General features: G+C 54.8%; 22 protein-coding genes. 17 read left to right on the top strand and 5 right to left on the bottom strand.

Annotation, left to right across the window (positions count from 1 at the left end; genetic code table 11):
- The 4 genes from AC2FNB_RS15390 to AC2FNB_RS15375 form a co-directional block, all read left to right on the top strand.
- On the top strand, positions 1-262 hold a 262-nt coding region (locus tag AC2FNB_RS15390), incomplete at its 5' end, for an ABC transporter permease subunit (protein WP_496747662.1).
- The gene (locus tag AC2FNB_RS15385; protein ID WP_480751951.1) at positions 262-1,167 is read left to right on the top strand and encodes an ABC transporter permease subunit; all 906 of its coding nucleotides are present in this window, start codon (positions 262-264) and stop codon (positions 1,165-1,167) included. The genes AC2FNB_RS15390 and AC2FNB_RS15385, both read left to right, overlap by 1 nt.
- 4 nt (positions 1,168-1,171) lie before the next feature.
- The gene (locus tag AC2FNB_RS15380; protein WP_480751953.1) at positions 1,172-2,146 is read left to right on the top strand and encodes an ABC transporter ATP-binding protein; all 975 of its coding nucleotides are present in this window, start codon (positions 1,172-1,174) and stop codon (positions 2,144-2,146) included.
- Entirely contained in the window at positions 2,146-3,099 is a 954-nt protein-coding gene (locus AC2FNB_RS15375; protein ID WP_480751955.1) for a dipeptide ABC transporter ATP-binding protein, read from the top strand. The genes AC2FNB_RS15380 and AC2FNB_RS15375 overlap by 1 nt, the downstream gene beginning before the upstream one ends.
- A gap of 9 nt (positions 3,100-3,108) precedes the next feature.
- On the opposite strand, the gene AC2FNB_RS15370 is transcribed toward AC2FNB_RS15375, so the two are convergent.
- Positions 3,109-3,780 carry a GntR family transcriptional regulator gene (locus AC2FNB_RS15370; RefSeq protein ID WP_496747657.1) on the bottom strand — a complete coding sequence of 224 codons (672 nt, stop codon included), beginning with the start codon at positions 3,778-3,780 and terminating at the stop codon, positions 3,109-3,111.
- Between the two features lie 230 nt (positions 3,781-4,010).
- On the opposite strand from AC2FNB_RS15370, the gene cysK reads away from it, so the two are divergent.
- From cysK to AC2FNB_RS15345, 5 genes are all read left to right on the top strand, one after another.
- On the top strand, positions 4,011-4,997 hold the full coding sequence (cysK, locus tag AC2FNB_RS15365) for a cysteine synthase A (RefSeq protein WP_496747655.1): 987 nt from the start codon (positions 4,011-4,013) through the stop codon (positions 4,995-4,997).
- Between the two features lie 592 nt (positions 4,998-5,589).
- The gene (locus AC2FNB_RS15360) at positions 5,590-5,997 is read left to right on the top strand and encodes a thioesterase family protein (RefSeq protein WP_496747652.1); all 408 of its coding nucleotides are present in this window, start codon (positions 5,590-5,592) and stop codon (positions 5,995-5,997) included.
- Positions 5,998-6,009: 12 nt separating this feature from the next.
- On the top strand, positions 6,010-8,763 hold the full coding sequence (locus AC2FNB_RS15355) for a molybdopterin-dependent oxidoreductase (RefSeq protein WP_496747649.1): 2,754 nt from the start codon (positions 6,010-6,012) through the stop codon (positions 8,761-8,763).
- On the top strand, positions 8,760-10,343 hold the full coding sequence (locus tag AC2FNB_RS15350) for a DmsC/YnfH family molybdoenzyme membrane anchor subunit (RefSeq protein ID WP_496747647.1): 1,584 nt from the start codon (positions 8,760-8,762) through the stop codon (positions 10,341-10,343). The genes AC2FNB_RS15355 and AC2FNB_RS15350 overlap by 4 nt, the downstream gene beginning before the upstream one ends.
- Before the next feature lie 44 nt (positions 10,344-10,387).
- The gene (locus AC2FNB_RS15345) at positions 10,388-11,710 is read left to right on the top strand and encodes a phenylacetate--CoA ligase family protein (RefSeq protein ID WP_496747644.1); all 1,323 of its coding nucleotides are present in this window, start codon (positions 10,388-10,390) and stop codon (positions 11,708-11,710) included.
- A gap of 79 nt (positions 11,711-11,789) precedes the next feature.
- Here the strand turns inward: AC2FNB_RS15345 and AC2FNB_RS15340 are convergent, their stop codons facing one another.
- Together AC2FNB_RS15340 and AC2FNB_RS15335 are read right to left on the bottom strand one after the other, a co-directional pair.
- Complete coding sequence (locus tag AC2FNB_RS15340; protein WP_496747642.1) at positions 11,790-12,614, bottom strand: 2-oxoacid:ferredoxin oxidoreductase subunit beta; 825 nt, start codon at positions 12,612-12,614, stop codon at positions 11,790-11,792.
- Entirely contained in the window at positions 12,611-14,353 is a 1,743-nt protein-coding gene (locus AC2FNB_RS15335) for a 2-oxoacid:acceptor oxidoreductase subunit alpha (protein WP_496747640.1), read from the bottom strand. The genes AC2FNB_RS15340 and AC2FNB_RS15335 overlap by 4 nt, the downstream gene beginning before the upstream one ends.
- 134 nt (positions 14,354-14,487) lie before the next feature.
- Here AC2FNB_RS15335 and had point away from each other — a divergent pair, with 134 nt between their 5' ends.
- Genes had through AC2FNB_RS15295 form a run of 8 tightly spaced genes read left to right on the top strand, consistent with a single transcriptional unit; the run spans position 14,488 to position 22,379 of the window.
- Positions 14,488-15,552 (top strand): 6-hydroxycyclohex-1-ene-1-carbonyl-CoA dehydrogenase, encoded by a 1,065-nt coding sequence (had, locus tag AC2FNB_RS15330; RefSeq protein WP_496747638.1) that lies wholly within the window; start codon positions 14,488-14,490, stop codon positions 15,550-15,552.
- Positions 15,553-15,564: 12 nt separating this feature from the next.
- Positions 15,565-16,686, top strand: coding sequence for a 6-oxocyclohex-1-ene-1-carbonyl-CoA hydratase (oah, locus tag AC2FNB_RS15325; RefSeq protein WP_480751968.1), 1,122 nt, complete (start codon positions 15,565-15,567; stop codon positions 16,684-16,686).
- A complete protein-coding gene (locus AC2FNB_RS15320) occupies positions 16,683-17,471 on the top strand; it encodes a cyclohexa-1,5-dienecarbonyl-CoA hydratase (RefSeq protein WP_496747636.1) in 789 nt (262 codons plus the stop codon). The genes oah and AC2FNB_RS15320 overlap by 4 nt, the downstream gene beginning before the upstream one ends.
- A complete protein-coding gene (gene bcrC / locus AC2FNB_RS15315) occupies positions 17,468-18,643 on the top strand; it encodes a benzoyl-CoA reductase subunit C (RefSeq protein WP_496747634.1) in 1,176 nt (391 codons plus the stop codon). The genes AC2FNB_RS15320 and bcrC overlap by 4 nt, the downstream gene beginning before the upstream one ends.
- The gene (bcrB, locus tag AC2FNB_RS15310; protein WP_496747632.1) at positions 18,640-19,947 is read left to right on the top strand and encodes a benzoyl-CoA reductase subunit B; all 1,308 of its coding nucleotides are present in this window, start codon (positions 18,640-18,642) and stop codon (positions 19,945-19,947) included. The genes bcrC and bcrB overlap by 4 nt, the downstream gene beginning before the upstream one ends.
- On the top strand, positions 19,944-21,269 hold the full coding sequence (bcrA, locus tag AC2FNB_RS15305) for a benzoyl-CoA reductase subunit A (RefSeq protein WP_496747630.1): 1,326 nt from the start codon (positions 19,944-19,946) through the stop codon (positions 21,267-21,269). Before bcrB ends, bcrA begins: the two co-directional genes overlap by 4 nt.
- Positions 21,266-22,111, top strand: a complete 846-nt coding sequence (gene bcrD, locus AC2FNB_RS15300) for a benzoyl-CoA reductase subunit D (protein ID WP_480751975.1) — start codon at positions 21,266-21,268, stop codon at positions 22,109-22,111. Before bcrA ends, bcrD begins: the two co-directional genes overlap by 4 nt.
- Before the next feature lie 25 nt (positions 22,112-22,136).
- The gene (locus AC2FNB_RS15295; RefSeq protein WP_480751976.1) at positions 22,137-22,379 is read left to right on the top strand and encodes a YfhL family 4Fe-4S dicluster ferredoxin; all 243 of its coding nucleotides are present in this window, start codon (positions 22,137-22,139) and stop codon (positions 22,377-22,379) included.
- 93 nt (positions 22,380-22,472) lie between these two features.
- Here AC2FNB_RS15295 and AC2FNB_RS15290 read toward each other — a convergent pair whose 3' ends face one another.
- Both AC2FNB_RS15290 and AC2FNB_RS15285 read right to left on the bottom strand, forming a co-directional pair.
- A complete protein-coding gene (locus AC2FNB_RS15290; RefSeq protein WP_496747627.1) occupies positions 22,473-23,465 on the bottom strand; it encodes a GNAT family N-acetyltransferase in 993 nt (330 codons plus the stop codon).
- A gap of 11 nt (positions 23,466-23,476) precedes the next feature.
- On the bottom strand, positions 23,477-23,657 hold a 181-nt coding region (locus AC2FNB_RS15285; protein ID WP_496747625.1), incomplete at its 5' end, for a hypothetical protein.

Genomic DNA, 23,657 nt, shown 5'->3' with positions numbered 1-23,657 from the left:
TCTCCATGCGCTGCGCAACGCACTGATCCCGGTCATCACGGTGATCGGCCTTTCGGTCGGAACGCTATTGGCCGGCGCCATTTTGACCGAAACAATCTTTAGCTGGCCGGGTATCGGCAAGTGGATGGTCGACAGTATTTCACGCCGCGACTATCCCGTGGTGCAGGGCGGATTGTTGTTGATCGCAGTGATCGTAATGATCGTAAATCTAATCGTTGATGTGCTGTACGGTGTGATCAACCCCAAGATTAGGAAGCGGTAATGGCGATTCAGACAATTCAGTCACCGACTACCAGCCCGGAACGCCCAAATGCCGTGCGCGAGTTCTGGTACTATTTCCGCGAAAATCGCGGGGCAGTCATCGGTCTTTGGTTTTTTACCGCCTTTGTTTTGTGTGCGGCTCTGGCGCCATGGCTTGCGCCTTACGATCCGACGGAACAGTTTCGCGAACACATCTTGCAACCTCCCGTCTGGGCTGAAGGCGGAAGCTGGGAGTTTGTTCTGGGCACTGACCCGCTAGGGCGAGATATCCTCTCGCGCCTTATCGCCGGGTCGCGCTACTCGTTTTTTGTCGGCATCGTGGTTGTAACCATAGCAGCTTCGGGCGGAATCATTGTTGGTTTGCTCTCGGGCTTTGCGCCCAAATTCGTTGACACATTGATCATGCGGATCATGGATATCATCCTAGCCTTCCCGTCGCTGTTGCTGGCCCTGGTTCTGGTTGCAATCCTTGGTCCGTCGCTAACGAACGCCATGATTGCTATCGCGATCGTTTTGCTTCCGCATTATGTGCGCTTGACCCGCGCGCAAGCCATGTCAGAGCGGCAAAAAGACTATGTGACATCCGCGCAAGTAGCGGGCGCTGGTTTACCGCGTCTGATGTTCATAACCGTGCTGCCCAACTGCTTGGCTCCAATCATAGTACAGGCGGCGCTTTCGTTCTCGACTGCGATTCTAGACGCTGCGGCTCTGGGATTTCTTGGGATGGGTGCGCAGCCACCTACACCGGAATGGGGAACGATGCTGGCTGAGGCACGTGAATTCATTCTACGCGCATGGTGGGTCGTAACATTCCCCGGCCTTGCCATTCTCGTGACCGTACTCGCCATCAATCTTATGGGTGACGGCCTTCGCGACGCACTTGACCCGAAACTGAAGCGGAGCTGATGACATGAGCCTGTTGCGCATCCGCAATCTATCCGTCGATTTTGCCACTTCTTCGGGCCAGTTCCGGGCGGTGGACGGTGTTGACCTGACGCTCGACAAGGGAGAAATTCTGGCTATCGTCGGCGAAAGCGGTTCGGGCAAATCGGTTTCGATGCTTGCTCTGATGGGGCTTCTGCCCTGGACCGCAACGATCACCGCCGACGAAATGTCTTTTGAAGGTCTTGATTTGCGCGGGCTTTCTGCCCGAAACCGTCGCAAGATTATCGGTAAAGATCTGGCTATGATTTTTCAGGAGCCGATGTCATCACTCAACCCCTGCTTTACCGTGGGTTTCCAGATCAAAGAGGCATTGCGAATTCATTTGGGTCTGGACCGCAAGGCCTGCAAGCAACGCGCGATCGAGTTGTTCGACCAGGTTGGAATTCCGGCACCTGAAAGTCGGCTGAACGTGTTTCCGCATCAGATGTCGGGCGGCATGAACCAACGCGTGATGATCGCCATGGCGATCGCCTGTCGCCCCAAGCTGCTGATTGCAGACGAGCCGACAACTGCGCTTGATGTAACAATTCAAGCGCAAATACTTGACCTTCTGGTGTCGCTTCGGGAGGAGACAGGCATGGGGTTGGTTCTGATCACTCATGACATGGGTGTAGTTGCCGAAACGGCGGAGAGGGTGCAGGTTCAATATGCTGGGCAGAAGGTTGAGGAGCAGCCAGTCCGCGACCTGTTTCGCCACCCATATCACCCCTATACTGCGGCGCTTCTGGCAGCGCTTCCAGAGCGGGCAACTTCAAAGCTCTTGCCCTCGATCCCCGGCGTGGTGCCCGGTCAGTTTGACCGGCCAAAGGGATGTCTTTTTGCACCCCGCTGCCGCTATGCCGACGAAAAATGCAACACTGTACCGCCTAGCCCAGATCGAGCTGAATTCGGTCAAGCCCTGTGTCACTATGCTCTAACTGGCCAGAAGGAGACAGCCTGATGACCGCGCCAATCGTCAAAGCAGAAGGGCTTGCACGGTTCTATGAAGTCAAGGAGGGCTTTTTCGCGAAGGCCAAGATAGTCCGGGCACTGGCCGGAGTTGATTTCGAACTCGAGGCAGGTAAGACACTGGCTGTTGTGGGTGAATCCGGTTGCGGAAAGTCCACTCTGGCTCGACTTGTCACCATGATCGAGGAGCCTTCCTCGGGCCGCCTGGCTATCGACGGGAAGGAAGTGACCCCTGCCGTTTGGTCAGGGTTGCGCGAAACCGTTCAGATAGTGTTTCAGAACCCCTACGGTTCGCTCAACCCGCGCCAGAGAATCGGAACTATCCTGATGGAGCCGCTGGTTATCAATCGCCCCGACATTTCCGCTCGGGATCGAGAGGCGAAGGCACGGGAGATGATGGATCTGGTCGGGCTGCGCCCAGAACATTTCGACCGCTTTCCGCATATGTTTTCCGGTGGGCAGCGACAGCGCATCGCCATTGCTCGCGCATTGATGCTGGATCCACGCATTCTGGTACTGGATGAACCTGTCTCGGCTTTGGATGTATCTATTCAGAGCCAAATCCTAAACCTTCTGGTGGAATTGCAAGAACGACTTAATTTGGCTTATCTGTTCATCTCGCATGATCTGTCGGTGGTAAAACATTTCGCCGACGATGTGATCGTCATGTATTTGGGCCGTGCCGTGGAGAAAGCCAGCAAAGAGAATCTGTTTGCCGCACCCAGGCATCCTTATTCCAAGGCGCTTCTTTCAACCACCCCGCGTGCGGATCCGGAGGCAAAGAAAGACCGGATCAAGTTGGAGGGTGAATTGCCGTCCCCAATGAATGTTCCTCCCGGTTGTGCATTTGCACCGCGCTGTTGGAAGGCGACTGATGAGTGCCGCGCCCAAGCACCGCAGATGGAGGGCAATGCGCATCAAGTGGCCTGTTTCCATCCATTGTAAAAGCAATGGTCAGCTTTTGGTGAAGTTCCTGAGCTGCTGAACCAGAGAATGCTTGGCGCCGAGTATATGCGCGGCCGTCAACTCACCCGCCGCCTTCGAGTCGCCACGTTGACAGGCATCCAGGATTGCCTGATGTTCGCGCGCCGCTCTCGAAAACCCATCGCTAAGTACCATCTGCGCCCTGAGAAAACGATCGATTCTGTCCATCGAGTTACTGATAACGCTCAAGTGGTAGGGCAGGCCGCTCGGTTCATATAAAGTCGCGTGAAAGCGCCTGTTTAGGTCACCATATTCCATCGCATCTGTTGTCTGGTTTGAAAGGGTTAGAAAAGACTGTGCTTCTTCCAAGATATTTTCTGACATGTTTGGAACGGCTTTGCGAATGATTTCGGGTTCCAGCAATGCTCGAAAGTCGAAAATCTCGCCTGCCTCATCCAGCGACATTCCGGCCACGACCGCACCACGATAACGTTCGGTTTTGACCAGACCTTGTTGCTCCAGCATGGTCAACGCCTCGCGCACTGGTATACGGCTGGTGTTGAACAACTTGGCAATTTCATCCTGCCGCAACGGCTCGCCATCTTTCAAGGCGCCTTCAATGATCGCTTTGCGTATGGCATTGCACACGATTGTCGCCGTTGACGCAGTCTTGCCGATGTCAATCGCTGGAATCTTTACCATTGTTCGTTTCTTCAGGACCTACGGTTTGTCGCCCGATGCACGTTTCGGAAGCAGCTACAGGAAGCTGCTTCAAGATGCATATAATATTTTCGTAATACTTTCGGCAAATTTTGTGTGCCGGTGCCGCCTCAGAGACGCGGAATCTTAAGCTAACGTCCTTGCTAGACTCATGGTGCGATCTGTTTATGGTCGTTGGGAAACTCGACCGGCGCATTGCGAGGAGACAGGAAATGGATGCTAAACCCGCCACCATCAAACTCGACAAACCTGGTCGTGGTCGTATTTACGACTCGATTCTTGAAACGATCGGTAACACACCTTTGGTGCGACTCGGCCGTTTGGCCGAGGAAGCCGGCTGTCGAGCCGATGTGTTGGTCAAGTTGGAATGTTTCAATCCGATTTCCAGCGTCAAAGACCGCATCGCTGTTGCTATGCTTGAGGAGATGGAACAAGACGGCACCATAAGGCCCGGTAGTGTTATTGTTGAGCCAACTTCGGGTAACACCGGTATCGGGCTCGCCTTTGCTTGCGCCGCAAAAGGGTATCGTTGCATCCTGACAATGCCCGACAGTTTTTCGATCGAGCGTCGTAAGCTCATGAAGTTCTTCGGCGCGGAACTGGTGTTGACCCCTCGTGAAAAAGGGATCAACGGCGCTATAGAGAAGGCCAATGAGATCATTGCCGAAACCGAAGGCGCAGTCATGCCATGGCAATTCGGCAATCCAGCCAATCCAGCCATACATCGCCGCACAACCGCTGAAGAGATTTGGGCGGATACTGGTGGTAAAGTGGACGTGGTAGTCATGGGCGTCGGAACTGGCGGCACGTTGACTGGCGTCGGACAAGTCCTCAAAGAACGCAAACCTGAAATAAGGATCATGGCGGTCGAGCCCGAGCTCAGCCAGGTTTTGTCAGGAGGAACACACTCACCTCACATGATTCAGGGTATCGGAGCAGGATTCGTACCCGATATTCTCGACATGGCATTGATCGATGAAGTCCTTTTGGCCAGCAATGACGATGCAATGAATACCGCCCGACGTGCTGCCCGGCTTGAAGGAATTCCGGCAGGTATATCGTCGGGAGCTGCTCTAGCTTGCGCTCTGCGAGTTGCAACAAGGGATGACATGGTGGGTAAAACTTTGGTCACCGTGCTCCCAAGCGCGTCGGAGCGCTATATATCAACGGCCTTGTTTGAAGGTTTGGGAGACGACTAATCTCGAAAACTTTGACCGGCCTTGGCGGCCCCCCCTTTTCTATTCCACTCTGCGCCGAACTGAGTACCACGCACCCGCAAAGGTCATCGTAAGCGAGCTAAATGGGGTCAGCATGCATCTGCTTTGCGGATTGGGCCTGCTCTCAACCAGAATGTGGTAGTTTGCAGGGGCATTTCTCCGCGATTCAAACGATCATCCGAGGCCCTTCCATTTTCTTCACTTATTGTGGTGTCATTTTGGCGGTGTAATTGGTTGTTACCGGATCCAAACACTTGCGGAACTTCCGCTAAACTGTCCTGAGCCGACTGCGGCAATACCCTCCGCCCTCTCTTCGAGCAGGATAGGAACTTTAGGGTCCTTGACGGTCGAACGCCTACTCCAAGGTGATCATCATTATACCACATAGATGAGCGGCACGGTCGCTGGTTTCAGATTCTGGTTCGGGATACCGCATTGAATTTGCACGGTGAACTTCCCTATGAGTTACGTGACCAGGGTGTTTCGTATGGGTGCCGACAAATACTATTGGAGTTTGATTTAAAAATAGGTAAGCTGGTACCAAAATACAATTATAACAGGAGGTGCCATTCCAATGTCGCAGGATCTCAACATCGGGACATCAACCCGCAGGTCAATAAAAGTGGATCAAGCCCGAACCGTAGACTTCATGGGAGAAGACTGTCGAGTCTATGCGACACCCTCTCTGGTGCGCGATATCGAGGATATCTGTCGGGATCTGATCGTCGAGCATGTGCCTGCGGGGCAAGATTCCGTCGGTACCGTTGTCTCGATTGCTCATACCTCACCCACGTTGCTGGGTATGGAGGCGACGATCACCGTCACCGTCACCGAAATTGATGGGCGAAGAGTTGTCTTTGACATCAGCGCGGCGGACTCAATCGACAGCATATGTAAAGGCCGCCATGAACGCTTCATCGTAGACGTAAACATGACCCGGGAAAAGCTCCGCCGGAAAACTGCCGCTCTGACGGAGAGTTGAGGAATTCGAGCCATGAGTATTTCATCGAGATCGGTGACCGAAAGCGTTCCATCTTATTGCTATCAGTGTGTTGCCGGGCCAGACCTGATGAAAGTTGACGTCATGGACGGCGTACCAGTCCAAGTTCGGCCGAACGGAGAGGCGGCTTTGGTACACCCTGCCCAAGGCAAGGTCTGCGTAAAGGCCTTTGGATTGATCCAGAAGACCAACAACCCCAATCGAATTCGGACCCCGATGATCCGCACCAATCCTAGAAAGGGCAGGGATCAAGACCCAGGTTTTCTGCCGGCTACTTGGGAAGAGGCGCTGAAACTGATCTGCGGCAAGCTTAACGAAGCCCGGGAAAAGGGCCTCAAGGATGAAAGCGGTTTCCCCCGAGTGGCAGCCAGTTTTGGCGGAGGCGGAACCTCCACTGTCTACATGGGCACCTTCCCGGCATTTCTAAAGGCGTGGGGACCCATCGACATGAGCTTTGGCAGTGGACAAGGCGTCAAATGTTATCATTCTGAGCACTTATACGGTGAGTTCTGGCACAGGGCGTTCACAGTGTCCCCGGATACGCCGTTGGTCGAGATGATCATTTCTTTTGGTGCCAATGTCGAGGCCTCAGGCGGGGTCTGCGGCGTCCGCCGTCATGCGGATGCCCGGGACCGCGGCGTCAAACGAGTTCAGGTCGAACCGCATCTTTCAGTTACTGGCGCTTGCTCCGCAGAATGGGTGCCAATTCGCCCAAAAACGGATCCGGCCTTTATGTTCGCGCTACTGCACGTGTTACTACACGAGGTTGAGCGGCATCAGTTGGATGTACCTTTCCTGAAAGAACGCACCTCCTCACCCTATCTGGTGGCGCCAAACGGATTTTATCTCCGAGACCCAGAAACTCAAAAGCCCCTAATTTGGGATGTCAGATCGAAGCGCGCAGTTGTGTTTGATACTCAGGATACTGATCCGGCGTTGGACGGAGAATTTGTGATCTCCGGCCTGGAAATCGGACCGGATGACAAAAAGTGGTTGCATGACGATGTGACCTGCAAGACTGCCTTTTCCCTTCTCGCCGATCATATCAAACCCTACAGCCCAGAATGGGCAGCTGAAATTTGCGATGTGTCAGCTGCGACGATCCGCAAAACAGCGTTGGATTATCTTGCGCACGCCCATGTAGGTGAAACGATCGAGATCGATGGGCGAATGATGCCGTTCCGGCCTGTTGCGATCTCGTTAGGCAAAACCGTTAGCAACGGATGGGGCGGATATGAATGCGCCTGGGCCCGTACGTTGATGGCAGTTCTGATTGGTGGTCTGGAAGTGCCTGGCGGCACCTTGGGAACCACGGTTCGGTTGAACCGCCCGGCGGACAACAGATGGTCCAGCGTCGTTCCCGGTCCGGACGGGTTCATGAATTACCCGATGAATCCGACCCGCAAAGGTGAGTTCCTTGAAAACTCAGGATCACGCCATGCGCACAGTACGCTTATTCCGCTGGCCGCGAATTCTCCATGGTCACAGGCGCTCGGGCCGACGCATTTGGCATGGATGGCGCAAATGCAGGGATTCGAGCATCTACCGACGCCAACACTCCCGGATGTGTGGTTTGTTTATCGGACCAACCCGGTCATTTCCTTTTGGGACACCGCCGCTATCGGCGATGTGATCGCGAAATTCCCGTTTACCGTCTGTTTTGCTTACACAAATGACGAAACCAACCACATGGCCGATGTGTTATTGCCGGAATGCACCGACCTTGAAGGATTGCAGTTGATACGGATCGGGGGCTCGAAATACGTTGAGCAGTTTTGGGAGCATCAGGGCTTTGCGCTTCGCAGTCCGGCATCGAAACCAATGGGAGAGGCGCGGGATTTTACGTGGATTGCAACTCAACTGGCAAAAGGCACGGGACTGCTTGAAGAATACAACAGTGCCATCAACAAGGGCGCCGCCGGGGTTCGGTTGTTCGGTCAGAACTATGACTTTTCGCTAGATTCCACTGACGAACATTCTGTTGAGGACATTTGGGACAAGGCCTGTCGCGCTGCCAGTGCAGAGCTTACGGACGGGGCTGAAAGTCAAGGCTTGGACTACTATCGCAAGCATGGTTTCCGCACCGTACCTTTCGCCAAGGAGCGCTGGTACCTTTATCCTGCGATGGTGGAGAAGGGCCTGAGGTTCGAACTGCCCTATCAGGAGCGCTTGTTACGCATTGGACAAGAACTGAGCACCAGATTGCACGAAATGGGCATTACCTGGTGGGACCGGCAACTGAAAGAATACGAAGCGTTGCCTCATTTCCAAGACCTCCAGAACATATGGGAGCGGGCGATCGAGGCGCAATACAGTGTCAAAATCGGTGATTATCCGTTCTGGCTGCTTTCGACGCGGTCAATGCAGTATTCCTGGGGCGGAAATGTCGGCATCCAGATGATCCACGAGGTCGCATCCAATGTAGCGGGCCACGGCGGTGTGGTCATGAACCCGCAGGCAGCCGCAAGATTGGGACTGTCCGAGGGCGACCGGGTCGAAGTGTACTCGCCGGTGGGCAGTACGAATGGCGCGGTAATACTGCGCAATGGAATTCGTCCCGACACGCTGCTCATGATAGGTCAGTTCGATCATTGGAAAACGCCTTTTGCAAAAGATCTGAAAACACCCAGCATGAACGGCTTGGTTCCGATGTCGCTGGATCTGACAGATGCGACTGGTTCGGGTGCCGATCTTGTTCGGGTGGCAGTCAAAAAAGTGGAGAATGATGTCGCGAGGGCGGGAAGATGACAACCTGGACCATAGTCGCTGACCTCAATCGCTGTGTCGGCTGTCAGACCTGCACATCGGCTTGCAAGCACGAAAACGCAACCGCGCCGGGTGTACAATGGCGCAAGGTTCTGGATTTCGAAACCGGCGAATATCCGGAGGTCCACAGGGCATTTCTGCCAGTTGGGTGCATGCACTGCAAAAGCCCGTCTTGTCTGGACGCCTGTCCATCGACAGCAACGCGAAAGCGTGAAGATGGCATAGTTACGATTGACTATGATCTGTGTATCGGCTGTGCGTTTTGCGCGGTGGCCTGCCCGTATCAGGCCCGTTTCCGTGTTGACAAGCCGACCTCGGCTTATGGTGGAAAACCGATGCGACACGAAACCAAGCGCGAGGACCTGTCTCGGCTGGGTGTATCGCAGAAATGCACGTTTTGCGTCGACCGCATTGATGCTGGGCTCGCCGCTGGATTGGTTCCTGGTGTAGATATGGAAGCGACGCCCGCATGTGTGGCGTCCTGTATCTCTGGTGCATTGCAAATGGGCGATCTGGACGAGCCGGAAAGCAATGTCTCGATGCTTCTGCGCACCAATCGGCATTTCCGGATGCACGAATACCTCGGGAACGGCCCCAATATATACTACCTGTACGATGGCGACATCAGCGAGGTCTGCTTGCCGGATGACGTGTCGATGGTGGCAGAACCAGTAGGGCTGGCTTCGGTGTCTCCGAAGTTGCAGACATACTGGGACTGGCGCGCGGCCGTAAATTTCATATGCGGTGGAGCCGGAACCGGACTGTTTGCTGCAGCAATGGTTGCGGGGTTGTTTGGATCGCTGCTTTGGCCCGCAATCATTGCCGCAATGCTCATGGTTGCGATCGGTCTGCTGTCCATATGGTTCGAGATTGGTCGACCGTGGCGGTTCTTGAACGTGTTTCTTAATGCTCGGACAAGCTGGATGACCCGCGAGGCGATGGCAGCGGTGCCATTCTTTGGATTTGGTGGGCTGTCATGGCTCTTGGGTTCGCCGGCTCTTGGGGTATTGGCGGCCATAAGTGGGCTTTTCTTTCTCTATTGCCAGGCCCGCATCCTGCGCGCCGCGAAAGGAATTCCAGCTTGGCGTCACCCTGCCGTCGAACCACTGATCCTGGCGTCCGGGTTGGCTGAAGGTATCGGAGTTTTCACGGTTCTGCTACTTGCCTTCGAGACAACACCGGAAGTTCACAGCGGCGTTGCAATAGCGCTTCTGATGCTGGTCGGAACACGCTTTGCCGCTTGGCGCCGGTATCGGGCCAAACTTGGTAGAAGTGGAGCCCCGGTCGGAGCGTTCAAGGCCCTCGACGAGGTGGGGGCTGGGCTGTCTGCCCTTCCGCAGGCTCTGTTCGCGGGGCTGGCGCTTTCGTCTGTTGCTGTCCCTTTGGCGCAAGGACCGGTGCTCGCTTTGGCAGGTCTCGGCGCGGCCGCAACCGGTTGGGCCTTCAAATTTGCCCTCATTACTAGGGCGGCATTCACCCAAGGTTACGCGATCAACAAGATGCCGGCACGAGGTGCGGGCAAGAGCAGCCCCGGCATCCAACCGGGTTGGCAAAAAGCCTGATCCGGAAGGCCGGAGCAGGTCGTGGTTCAGGGAGGAACGTCAACATGTTGACACTAAACCAAAATGACCCGGGCTTCATGTTCGACCGACCGGCAGAGACATTGTCGCGCAGCAGAATTTCCGAAATGCAATTGGAACGCCTGCGTTGGACGCTGGAGCGCGCATTTACTACTGTGCCCCACTACCGCGAGACATTCGACAAGGCCGGCGTCACACCCGCAGATATCAAGAAGCTAAAAGACATCCGGAATTTTCCATTTACGGTGAAAACCGATCTGCGGAACAACTACCCGTTCAAATTGTTTTCCATGCCCTTGGAAAAGATGGCGCGCATTCATGCGTCCTCTGGTACCACGGGTCAGCCAACCGTAGTGGGATATTCCTCCGGAGACCTGAACCGTTGGTCGGACTTGATGGCGCGTTCAATGGCGGCGGCGGGCATTCGTCCGGGTGATCTGGTGCATAACGCATATGGTTATGGCCTTTTCACGGGCGGCTTGGGCGCTCACTATGGCGCTGAACGGTTGGGGTGTGTGGTCGTACCGGTGTCGGGTGGCGGTACGGAACGGCAAGTAACATTGCTCCGAGACTTTGGCGCGCGCGTCCTGTGTTCGACACCTTCCTATGCGCTGAATATTGCTGAAGTTGCCGAGAAAATGGGGGTCGATGTCGCCACCCTGCCTGTTCAACGCGGATTGTTTGGCGCTGAACCCTGGACCAACGAATTGCGCGCGGAACTGGATATGCGCCTGGGCATCAAGGCGGTCGATATCTACGGTCTGTCAGAGATCATGGGGCCGGGTGTCGCCTGTGAGTGCGATATTGAGCGCAATGGCCTTCACGGATGGGAGGATCACTTCCTGTTCGAGATTATCGACCCTGAAACAGAAGAGCCGTTGCCATTGGGAGAAACCGGTGAATTGGTGATCACGACCTTGACCAAGGAAGCGATGCCGATGATCCGTTACCGTACCCGTGACATCACCCGGCTAAGCGACGAACCCTGTGCTTGTGGGCGGACGCATGTACGAATTTTGCGGGTGGATGGCCGAAATGACGACATGATGATCATACGGGGCGTAAACGTCTATCCATCACAGGTGGAGGCTGTGCTTTTGGGCTTTGATGGTCTAGCGCCACATTATCAGATCAAGTTGTACAAGGATGGTCCGCTTGACGCGATGAAACTTGAAGTCGAAGTATCGCCCGCTTTTTCACAAGACCCACAATCAAGGGAACGGAAATCAGCGGAGGTCCGGCATCACATTAAATCGACCATCGGCGTAAGTTGCGACGTAACCGTGATGAAGCCGGGAGAAATTCCAAGATCGGAGGGCAAGGCTATACGAGTTCTGGATATGCGCTGAACACTATTCGATGGTTTCCGTTAACAACAAAACTGGAGCCACAAAAAATGTGATTCCGGTTTTCCGTCATTCTCGGAAGTCAGATCTCGAAAGCCTTCTCTAGCCGGGAAAGGTCGTGTTCCTTGTTTGAAGCGCTCGCAAAATAGGGCCTGCGCCTGCCCCGGTAAAGAATGCCGGTATTCATGCCGTCGTCAGTCATGATGCGCCGGGCTGCACGGGCCGGGTCGTCGGTTTCGGGGACGCTGGCAACATGGACCTGTTTTTTCCATTTCCGCTCATCCGGCCGGAAGGTCACGCAAGGGCTGAGGATTTCGACAAATGAGAATCCGGGATGGTTGATCGCCGCGACGATGGTTTGCGTGCAGGCCTTAATGTCGCCAGAAAACTCACGGGCGACGAAATTCGCGCCCGAGGCCAGCGCGATTACCAATGGATGGAAGGGTGACAGGCCGGTGCCCCCGGGAGACAACGCGCTGTCCCAGTCAGGTTCGGTCGTCGGCGATGGCTGCCCCTTGGTCATGCCGTAAACACGGTTGTCCATGACGACATAGGTCATATCCACGTTGCGACGGCACGCATGCAGGAAATGATTGCCGCCAATCGAGAATCCATCGCCGTCTCCACTCATCGCCATCACGGTCAGGTCGGGGCGCGCAACCTTGAGGCCCGCAGCAACCGCTAGCGAGCGGCCGTGAACCCCGTGAAAACCATAGCAGTTGGTATAGGCCGGAATCCGCGAAGAACAGCCGATCCCGGATATGACGGCGATTTCTTCTGGCGGTCGCCCGAGTTTAGCCAATGCCTTGGTGATGGACATCAGAACATGAAAATCGCCACAGCCGGGGCACCAGATCGGATTGATGTCTGATTTGTAGTCGCTCGCTTTGAAACAGGGCGCGTTCATTGTGCATTCCATTCCTGAATTCGGGTAACAATTTCGTCGGGGCCGATGGTATACGGCCCCTCGCGGTTTAGCTTCTTTACGTCGAACTTCAGATCAATATGCGCCCTTACGTGACGATAAAACTGACCCGAGAAACTCTGCTCCACAAACAGGACGCGTTTCGCCCCCTGCAGAGCCTTTTCCAGAGCATTGACCGGAAAGGGCGATATCTGCCGCAGAGCAACCAGCCGAACGGGAATCTCTTTTTCGGTTAATGCATCGACAGCTTCGCGCGCCGCGCCGGTCAGCGATCCCCAAGTCAGGACTACAGTAGTGGCGCTGCTGTCACCCTCGGTAACGCCCCAAAAGTCGCCATAGTCAAAACCTTCGATCTTGTTTCGGCGCTTCTCCATCTGTTGCTGCTGATCGAGTCTTGCCGAAGAAGGAGCGCCGCGTTCGGTATGCGTCAACCCATCAGCTGTGTACTGACCACCCGATTGACCCGGAATTGACATAGGGGAAACTCCGTCAGCGGTCACCGCGTAGCGTCTGAAGATACGCTCTGTCTCTGAGAATATCTTTCGACGGGTCAAAAAACTGACCTCTGCCGGTTTTTCGATCAGTACCCGTGACTGCCCGATGGATTGGTCCGACAACACTATAACTGGCGACTGCAGTGTTTCTGCAATATGGACCGCCCACTGCGAGGTAAAGAGGCAATCCGCGACGCTGAGCGGGGCAACGACCACATGATCCGCGTCACCGTGAAAGCCGTAGACGGCAATATTGAGATCTGATTGTTCCGACTTGGTGGCAATACCGGTCGAGGGTCCGACCCGCATGACATCGACGACGACGATCGGAGTTTCGGACGCTGCTGCCAGGCCCAGGCTTTCCATCATCAGTGAAAGTCCTGGTCCAGAAGTGGCGGTGATCGACGGAAGACCACCGAAAGAGGCCCCGATGATCATGTTGATAGACGCCAGTTCGTCTTCGGCCTGTACCAGAGTGCCTCCAATTGAAGCGAGAGCTGGGGCAAGATACTCCAAGACTTCGGTCGCTGGTGTGATCGGGTAAGCCGCAGCAAAGCGAATTCCGCCGCGAAGAGCACCGAGACCAACTGCTTCGTTTCCTGTGATCAGCCAGCGGTCAGTTGTATTATTCCTCGGTTTGGCCAGCGAAAGCTTCCGGCCGAACTGCTTCGCGCTCTCGATCCCCAATTGAATGCAGGCACCACCGTCTTCAATCGCAATCTCTCCCTTGCTGCCAAGCCTTGATGAAACGACTTTCAACACTTCATCCAATGGCAGGCCGATCAATTCCGAAACAAGACCGACCGAGACCATGTTCTCACGCCCGCCGGGTAGCGATTTTGCAAGCTCACCGATTGGGCACTGCAGGATAGTGCAATCTGTCTCGCGCACGGCCTTGGGTGGTTCTCCGGCCGCAGGATCACAGATCACCAATCCACCGGTCGCCACCGGCATGGCGCTGATGAAACGATCAGCATTTTTCCAATCGATGGCAACGAGGATATCGAACTGTTTTGACATGCAGGCGGCAGGTTCGGTCGAGAGCCGCACGAGTGCTGCCGCCTCACCGCCGCGAATTTGCGGTCCGACCGAACGGTTCAACAACCCATACCAGCCTGCCTTGCCGGCAGCTTCCAGCAAGATGGCTCCGGCAGTTATGGCGCCGGCACCTCCGCTGCCGACAATTGCAAAGGATATGTTTCTCGCATTTACAGAGGGCACATTCATTATCGGTCCTATCTGCGTTCCGGAGTGGCGATATTCTTGGTTGACCTAAAATCGGTAATAAGGTACCAATTTACAGTATTAAAGATCATAAGCGCTGTCAACAAATTGCGTGGATCGAGTACAGGAGGATCAGGATGCCAACTCGCTGGATGATGATTTCGCCGGGAGAACCGCTGGAGAAAGTCCAGTTCGATCTCGCAAAACCAGATGCTGGCGAAGTTTTGGTCGAAGTGTCGGGATGTGGGGTGTGTCACACCGATCTGGGTTATTTCTATGATGGGGTGCGCACCAATCACGATTTGCCTCTGGCCCTGGGGCACGAGATCAGCGGAACTGTTGTCGATGCCGGCGAGGGGGCGGAGCATTGGGTTGGCGAAACCGTAATCGTGCCAGCTGTCATTCCTTGCGGCGAGTGCGATTTGTGCCGCCGAGGCAAGGGCACTATCTGCAGGGCGCAAAAAATGCCTGGCAATGATATTCAGGGCGGGTTTGCTAGCCACATCGTCGTTCCCGCTCGGGGGTTGTGTCCGGTGGACCTCGACAGGTTGAGTGCCATAGGGCTGGGTCTGGCGGATGTTTCGGTAGTTGCTGATGCTTTGACGACACCATATCAGGCAGCGGTACAGGCCGGGGTATCCGAAGGCGACCTTGTGATTGTGAATGGCGTTGGCGGCGTCGGCGGCTATGCCGTCCAGGTGGCCAATGCACTCGGTGCCACAGTGGTCGCAATTGACGTCGTGACTGAAAAGCTGGAAGCAGTCAGCGAACACGGCGCTAAGTTGACCCTGAACGCCCGCGAATATGATGTGCGAAGTCTCAAGAAGACGATCCAGGAATTTGCAGCAAAAAATGCACTGAGGCCAACCGAGTGGATCATTATGGAATGCTCGGGGACAGCTGCAGGTCAAGCTGTGGCATTCAGCTTGCTGAATCATGGTGGGACAATGTGCGTGGTGGGTTTCACCATGGACAAACTCGAGGTGCGCCTATCGAACCTGATGGCGTTCCATGCTCGTCTTCTCGGCAACTGGGGGTGCCCACCAGAATTGTATCCAGGCGCGTTGGAACTCGTGATGAGCGGCAAGGTCAAGTTGATGCCGTTTGTTGAGCAGCGGTCGCTGAGCGAAATCAACGATGTATTCAAAGCCGTCCACGATGGGAAGGTCACCCGGCGTCAAATCCTCGTGCCCGAGATGTAAAGGAGATTAGTCATGAACTATGCCACGTTTGATTTTGTTTCGCACGATTTGGTTTCGGACGTCACGCGCGAGGGAATAACCGACAAAGTGATCTTTGAGAAGCGTCCTGCCAAACTGCCGGACGGCACGGTCGCTGACGGCCTCTACAACGCATGGATCATTCTGAACAACCCGGCCCAGTACAACTCGTACACGACCGATATGGTCAAGTCTGTGATCCTTGCGTTCCGGGCAGCATCCAACATGCGCGACGTGAATGCGGTCGTTTTCACCGCGGCGGGCGACAAGGCGTTCTGCACCGGAGGAAACACTAAGGAATACGCCGAATACTATGCCGGGCGGCCTGAAGAGTATCGGCAATACATGCGTTTGTTCAACGACATGGTGTCAGCCATTCTCGGCTGCGACAAGCCAGTAGTATGTCGCGTGAACGGGATGCGTATCGGCGGCGGGCAAGAAATTGGCATGGCATGTGATTTCTCGGTTGCCTCCGACCTTGCACGGTTCGGGCAGGCCGGGCCGAAACACGGTAGCGCCGCGATTGGTGGTTCGACTGACTTTCTGCCTCTGATGATCGGTTGCGAGATGGCGATGAATTCGGGCGTACTGTGCGAAAGCTTCTCTGCGCATGAGGCAATGAGGCTGGGAATCCTCTCCGATATTGCCCCGGCTTTGAGGGTTGATGGCAAGTTCGTGCCAAACCCCTTGGTGGAAACCAGGATGGTGACTGACGAATGGGGTCGTATTATGCATGGCAAGCCCAAAACAGGTGAAGCGCTGGCTGAAGGCAAGGCGTTGATGAGCAAAGGCGAGGTGGATCTGGGCGAGTTGGATAGAAAGGTTGACGAGCTTTGCGGGAAATTGCTGCTGACCTTCCCAGGCTGTACCACCAAGTCCGTCGAAGAGCTTCGCAAACCCAAGCTCAACGCCTGGAATATGAACAAGGAAAACGCGCGCGCTTGGCTTGGTCTGAACATGATGTCCGAAGCCAACTTAGGTTTTCGCGCATTCAATGAAGGCAATCGTGAAGTCGGGCGAGAAGTGGATTTCGTTCAACTGCGCAGAGAACTGGCCGATGGCGCCAAATTCACGCCCGACTATATCGACAGCATGATACCGGGGGTGCGCAAATGAGCGCTGTTGTTGCAGAAAACAGCGCGGTTGTCGGTGAGATGTTCGCCTTGGACGGTTCTCTTCTTCGGGTCCGTTTGAACCGCCCCAAGGCCAATATTGTCGATGCAAAAATGATCGCGGCACTGGATAGAGCCTTGGCGGCTCAACAGGACAATCGTGACTTGGTTGCTGTGCTTGTCGAGGCCGAAGGCCCACATTTCAGCTTCGGTGCGTCCGTGGAAGAGCACCTTCCCGAAAGCTGTGTACAAATGTTGAGATCATTGCACGCGCTGGTTCGGCGTATGCTGGAGTACCCGGTGCCGATCCTCGTTGCAGTTCGGGGGCAGTGCCTGGGGGGCGGGCTGGAGGTGGCGATGGCAGGGCATACGATCTTTGCCGCGCCGGACGCCACTCTCGGTCAACCTGAGATGATGCTTGGTGTGTTTGCCCCGGCAGCCTCTTGCCTGTTGCCGAGGCGCATTGGTCAGGCCAAGGCCGAAGATCTGCTGTATTCGGGTCGTTCGTTGAGTGGTGCGGCAGCTGGAGAAATGGGTTTGGTCGATGTGGTTACCCATGATCCTGAGGCAGCGGTGGTCGCCTATGTGAAAACGCATCTAACACCCAAGAGCACCAGCAGTCTACGCATGGCTGTCCGGGCCGCCCGTGCTGGATTTTGCCGCGATGTTCTTTCTCGGTTGGATGAGGTCGAAGCGCTTTACCTGGATGAATTGATGTCAACGCGTGATGCCGTCGAAGGGCTCGAAGCCTTTCTGGCAAAACGCACAGCAAGGTGGGAAAACAGATGACGGAAACAACCGTATCCGAAATCGTTGCGCGCTGTCAGGCGCTCTACGACGACCTGAATTTCACGGTCGCCCGCGAATGGAAGAATGCGGAAGCGGGCCGCAAGGTTATCGGCTACATGCCTATCTATGTCCCGCGTGAGTTGATTCATGCCGCCGGCATGCTGCCTCTTGGTATCATGGGGGGTGGTGACAATCTGGAAGTCATTCACGGTGATGCCTACTATCAGAGCTATATCTGCCGCATCCCACGCTCGACGATTGAGCTTGGTGTATCGGGGCGGCTGGATTTTGTTGATGGGATGTTGTTCCCATCGATCTGCGATGTGATCCGCAATCTCTCAGGCATGTGGAAGACGCTGTTTCCGCATGTCTATTCCAAATACTTCGACGTACCTCAGACCTATCAGGACGCGGTCGGAGGCGTGTTCTATACCAACGAGATGCGAGAGTTTTTGCATGATCTGGAACACATGGCTGGCCGAAAGATCACTGATGATGACATTCGCTACTCGATAGAAGTTTACAATGAAAACAGACGGGCCATCGACGATCTTTATGCTTTGCGGGCTTCGCAGCCGTGGAAAGCCCCGGCATTCGAGGCCTATCTTGTGATCCGTGCAGGCTTGACCCTGCCGGTTGAAGAACACACACGATTGGTACTCGATTATATTGCCGCTGCCGATAAGGAAGAACGACCGCTCAAGGACAACAGCCGGGTAATCCTGACCGGTATGTTCTGTGAACAGCCGCCACTGAACCTCATCAAGTCCCTTGAAATGTCGGGCTGCTACATAGTGGACGACGATTTTGTGCTGGTCAGTCGCTGGCTGACAGGGGATGTCCCGACCAAGGGTGATCCGGTTCACAACCTGTCGCAGGCTTTCTTGCACCGCTCCATATCGACTGCTGCAAAATACGAGCCAAACCAGGCCGAGAAAGGACAATTCCTTGTTCGCGCAGTGCACAAGACGGGTGCGGAGGGCGTGATTTTTGCGTCCACGAGCTTCTGCGATCCGGCGCTGCTTGACCGGCCAATTCTTCAAAACGTGCTGAAAAACGCCGGTATCCCCTACATCGCTTTCAAGTATGCAGAGAATTCCGGCCAGATGCAGCCCATCCGCGAGCAGGCCGGAACATTTGTGGATTCAATCAAATTGTGGAGCGCAGCATGAAACCTCCCGTTGCCCAGACCCCGTCCCAGGACGTTCTCAAGGACGCCTCGATGATCAAGCAGAAGGAGATGATGGCCAAGCACTACGACAGGCTTACTAACGCTCCGCAAACCGGTGAAAAGGTTGCGTCGACATTCGTGCCGGGCAATTTGAACGAGCTGCTCATGTGCTTTGACTTGGTTAACAATCTGCCGGAGGTCAATGCGATCCAAAGTGGACTGCGCAAGCAAAGTGGCGGCTATATCATGGAGGCTGAACGGGCAGGGCATTCCGAGGATGTTTGTACCTATGTAAAGTCTGATATCGGCATGATGATGAAGGGAAATATCGGTCCAAACGGAAAGCAATTGCCAAACCCGGACGTCTTGCTGTTGTCCTACACCGGGTGTTTCACCTTCCTGAAATGGTTCGAACTGCTTCGCGAACAGTACAAGTGCCCGACCATATTCCTGCAAACCCCCTACATGGCGGACGGCAAGATTACGAAGAACATGATCGATTATATGGTCAAGCAGTTCAAAGAGGATGTGATACCAACTCTGGAACAGGTTTCAGGCGTCAGGTTCGACATCGATCGGCTGAGAGAGTATTTAGGGAAATCGGCCAAAGCCGAAGACGATCTTGTGCATGTTCTGCAAAGCGCAAAGAACAAGCCCTCGCCAATCGATGCCTATTTCGGCGGTATCTACTACATTGGCCCGATCTTCGGCGCGTTTCGTGGCACCGACGATGCCATCGAGTATTACCGCTTTCTGCGTCAGGAAGTAGATGCCCGTGTCGCGGCAGGCAAAGGGCCGGTAACACCGGATGGCGACATGGGAGAGGAAAAGTACCGCCTCGTTGTCGAAGGCCCACCCAATTACACTTCATTCCGACAATTTTGGAAAATGTTTTACGAAGAAGGTGCAACCGTTGTGGCATCGTCTTACACCAAGGTCGGTGGCACATATGATTTCGGTTTCCGCCACGATCCCAGCAACCCACTGGAGTCCCTCGCTGAATACTGCCTGGGCGTCTATACGAACCGCAGTCTGCCGATGCGCATCGACATGTTGGTGAACTATATCAACGAATACGAAGCAGACGGGTTGCTGATCAACTCGATCAAAAGCTGCAACAGCTTTTCGGCAGGTCAATTACTGATCATGCGTGAGGTCGAAAAGCGCACCGGGAAGCCGGCCGCCTTTATCGAAACTGACCTCGTCGACCCACGGTACTTCTCGGCTGCCAATGTGAAGAACCGCCTCGAAAGCTACTTCCAGATGGTTGAACAAAAACGCACCGGGAAAGGAGTGGCGGCATGAAAACCTTCGTGGGAATCGACCTGGGCTCCACCACAACCAAGGCGGTGCTGTTGGACGACCAAGAGCGCGTTTTGGGGCGTGGTATTACCAACTCTCGATCAAATTACGAAACGGCCTGCAAGGTAGCTACCGAAGAAGCCAAGATCGACGCGCGTTTTACTCTGTTCCGGCAGGAGTTCGGCGGAGCCGACAAGCTCGACGATGAGGTCGAGAGTTTCCTTTCGGCGCTGGAGCGTTCGTTCCGGCTCGAGCAGTTCATTGAGCAGCTCGGGGATCTGGAAGAAACATGCACGCGTCTGGTACGGGGAGAGCGTTTCGAAAAAACTGGCACAGAGGTGAAAGCGGCCTTGGCCGAGGTCTTCAAGCGCCTTCGCACGGAAGCACCGGCCATGTATGCACCGGATGCAGAACGCAAATCGGATTTCTTTCGCGACATTGCCGGTTCCCGTTATCTGGCCGTTGCCGAAGAGGTCGGGCGCGACGCGGGTATCCCTTATGATGTTCTGCTCAATATCTACGACAAATCAATTATTGCGGTGGAAAACCGCCCGCCTTCGGGAAACCTGAACCAGAAGTTCAAGAGCGCATTGGCGAGAGTAGCTAAGCAAGAGACAGGACTTTCAAGCGAGCTTGGCCAAAAGGCGGAGCACGCGCTGGGAATTCAATTGGAGGAAATTTATCTGGTAGGTACAGGCTACGGTCGCGTGACCTTGCCGTTTTCCAAGGAACACATCCGTTCCGAGATCCTTTGCCATGGGCTGGGCGCGCACATGATGTACCCCAAAACCCGTACTGTTCTGGATATTGGCGGGCAAGACACCAAGGGCATTCAAGTTGATGAAAGAGGGATTGTCGAAAACTTCCAGATGAACGATCGCTGTGCGGCGGGGTGTGGCCGGTACCTTGGATACATCGCGGACGAGATGAACATGGGACTGCACGAACTTGGCCCGTTGGCGATGAAATCCGGCAAGCCTGCCCGGATCAATTCAACCTGCACCGTCTTCGCCGGTGCGGAACTCCGTGACCGCTTGGCGCTGGGTGAGAAACGCGAGGATATTCTTGCCGGTCTTCACCGCGCCATCATCTTGCGTGCGGTCTCGATTTTGTCTCGATCGGGCGGCGTGTCCGATCAGATGACCTTCACTGGTGGCGTGGCCAAAAACGAGGCCGCCGTGCGCGAGCTGAAAAAGCTGATAGCGGAAAACTACGGTGACGTGACAATCAACATCAACCCGGACTCTATTTACACTGGTGCGCTTGGCGCCGCCGAATTTGCCAGGCGCGCTGCCGAGGGCCGCACGGAAGGGGTGGAAGCATGACACTGACTGCTGGAATTGACGTAGGAACGGGAGCCGTAAAGGCGGCAATCTTTCGGGTGGAAGATGGTAGGGAAGAATGGTTGTCGCGCTGCACGCTCAGGATCCGCCAGCGGGATCCCATTCAGCTTTCCCGCGAGGCATTCGTCCAAACACTCGAAGACGCAGGAGTTTTGGAAACCGATCTCGATTACATTGCAACTACTGGAGAGGGAGAGACAATTCCCTATCATACTGGTCACTTTTATTCCATGACCTCACATGCCCGCGGCGCACGGTTTCTGAACCCGAAGTCCATCGCGATCCTCGATTGTGGCGCTCTGCATGGTCGGGCCATGATTACCGACGCGGCGGGTAAGGTCACGAACTACAAGATGACAAGCCAATGCGCGTCAGGGTCCGGGCAGTTTCTGGAGAATATCGCCCGCTACCTTGGGATTGCCCAAGACGAGATCGGTAATCTGTCGATGCAGGCGGACGATCCCGAAGAAGTATCTTCGATCTGCGCAGTGCTGGCGGAAACCGATGTGATTAACATGGTGTCGCGTGGCATTACTGCGCCAAACATACTCAAGGGAATTCACCTGTCGATGGCCAGCCGTTTGGCGCGGTTGCTGAAGTCTATTGGTGTCAAGAGCGATTTGATCATGATGACTGGTGGTCTTGCGCAGGATGAAGGGCTTTGTCAGGCGATGCGCGAGCAGCTTGCAAAAATGAAGGGCGTCGACGCCGAGGTGGTGAACCATCCTGACTCAATCTATGCCGGCGCCATTGGAGCAGCGCTTTGGGGGGCTTTCCGGTATGAAAAGCTCTTAAATAGTGGCCAGATGCTTAGGGCATCCTGAGACTCAAACAGGAGGAGAATTACACATGGCACTGATGATTGTTGACCCTTGCACTGCCTGCGATGCTTGCGAGCCGGTTTGCCCCAACGAAGCAATTTCGGCTGCGGAACCCTATTACACCATCGATCCGATGAAATGCACCGAATGCGTCGGCGAAGAGGATGAACCGCAATGCAAGCTGGTCTGCCCGGAGGATTGCATTGTGCAAAACCCGGATTGGGAAGAATCTCGCGAGGAATTGCAGGCCAAGTACGAAGCTCTGCATTAGTCCGATTTTGGCAGATCAATATACGACACAGTACCGGAACGCAATTGCGTTCCGGTTTTGGTTCCACAGAACTGATATCCGTTCTGCGGACCGCTAAAGAGGTTTAGTGAGGGAGATCCGTTGCGAAGGTCTGAAACCGACGGAGCTGAAAAATCCGATGAGTGCAGACTCGTTCCAACCAACTTCGGTGCGAACCGTTTCTACCTGCAATGCTTTGAGGTTAGCTATTAGTTTGGCCATCAGAAACTGTCCGATACCCTGCCTTCGAAATCCTCCGTCAACACCGATCGTGTCCATTACAGCCTCGGCACTGGTGCGACCGAATTCGCCATAATCCACGCGCGCCATGATGAAACCGACCAGAAATCCATCTTGTTCCGCCACCAACGACACTCTGATACCGCTGTGATTGAGGTTTTCGTCTTGCTTTCGGGAGAAGTACTCGCTCCGTGAATAACCGGTGCTTTCTGCGTCAATGGAAATGATCTTGGGCAAATCGGATGCCGTCATGCTGCGAACCGGAACTAAGTCGCGGGACAATGCATTTTCAGAATCACCGTCGGGTGAACTGTAGTCGAGTTCCAACGGGTTTTCCGCCGGATCATCTGCCAATTTGTGCGGCATTTCCCTTGCGATGCGTGTCAAAACCAAACTCGGGGCCATTTTGAAACCGGAATGCGCAAAGAAGCTGAGCAAGGGCCATTGGTTCCAGTCCACTTGGCTGCTCAACTCGGTTACGCCTTTGCGACGAAGAATCCTTTCGACTTCGTCCAACAGTTTGTGTCCGACCCCCTGAAGTCCATGATCTCCGTCCACACCAATAGCATCCAACGAGGCACTCACGTCGCTTTTTCCGAATTCACCTTTGCCGAGTTTGGCAAAAGCAAATCCCGCAAGCTTGTTGCCAGCAAACACGCCAACAAAGGCATAGTCCCCTGGCTTTTCGGTTGCGGCCAGAAGCCGCTTTTCGAAATATCCGCGCCGCGGCGACCCTGATGCCGCCATGTCAATTGCAATGACCTTTTCCAGATCACCAGGAGAAAGGGGGCGCACACTAGGTTGCGCTGTTGCGCCTTGTATTTGCATGTATGCGCTCCTCATCGTTTCGCGGCATATGCGGTGGACAATTCCATGTCTGTTTCTTGATCCAGTAGGTCTTCCAATGCCGGCACCAATGCCATTTCTTCCTTTTGGATATGTGCGTACATGCGCTCTACCAACTCGGCCGCTAGGTTCCGGAATTTAGTCCAGGTTTCGTGGTCAAATCCGTTTTTCAAT

This window comes from Ruegeria sp. BHSB058 (assembly GCF_059613285.1).
The sequence above is the reverse complement of the archived record's forward strand: the minus strand, read 5'-3'. Positions and strand labels throughout refer to the sequence as shown.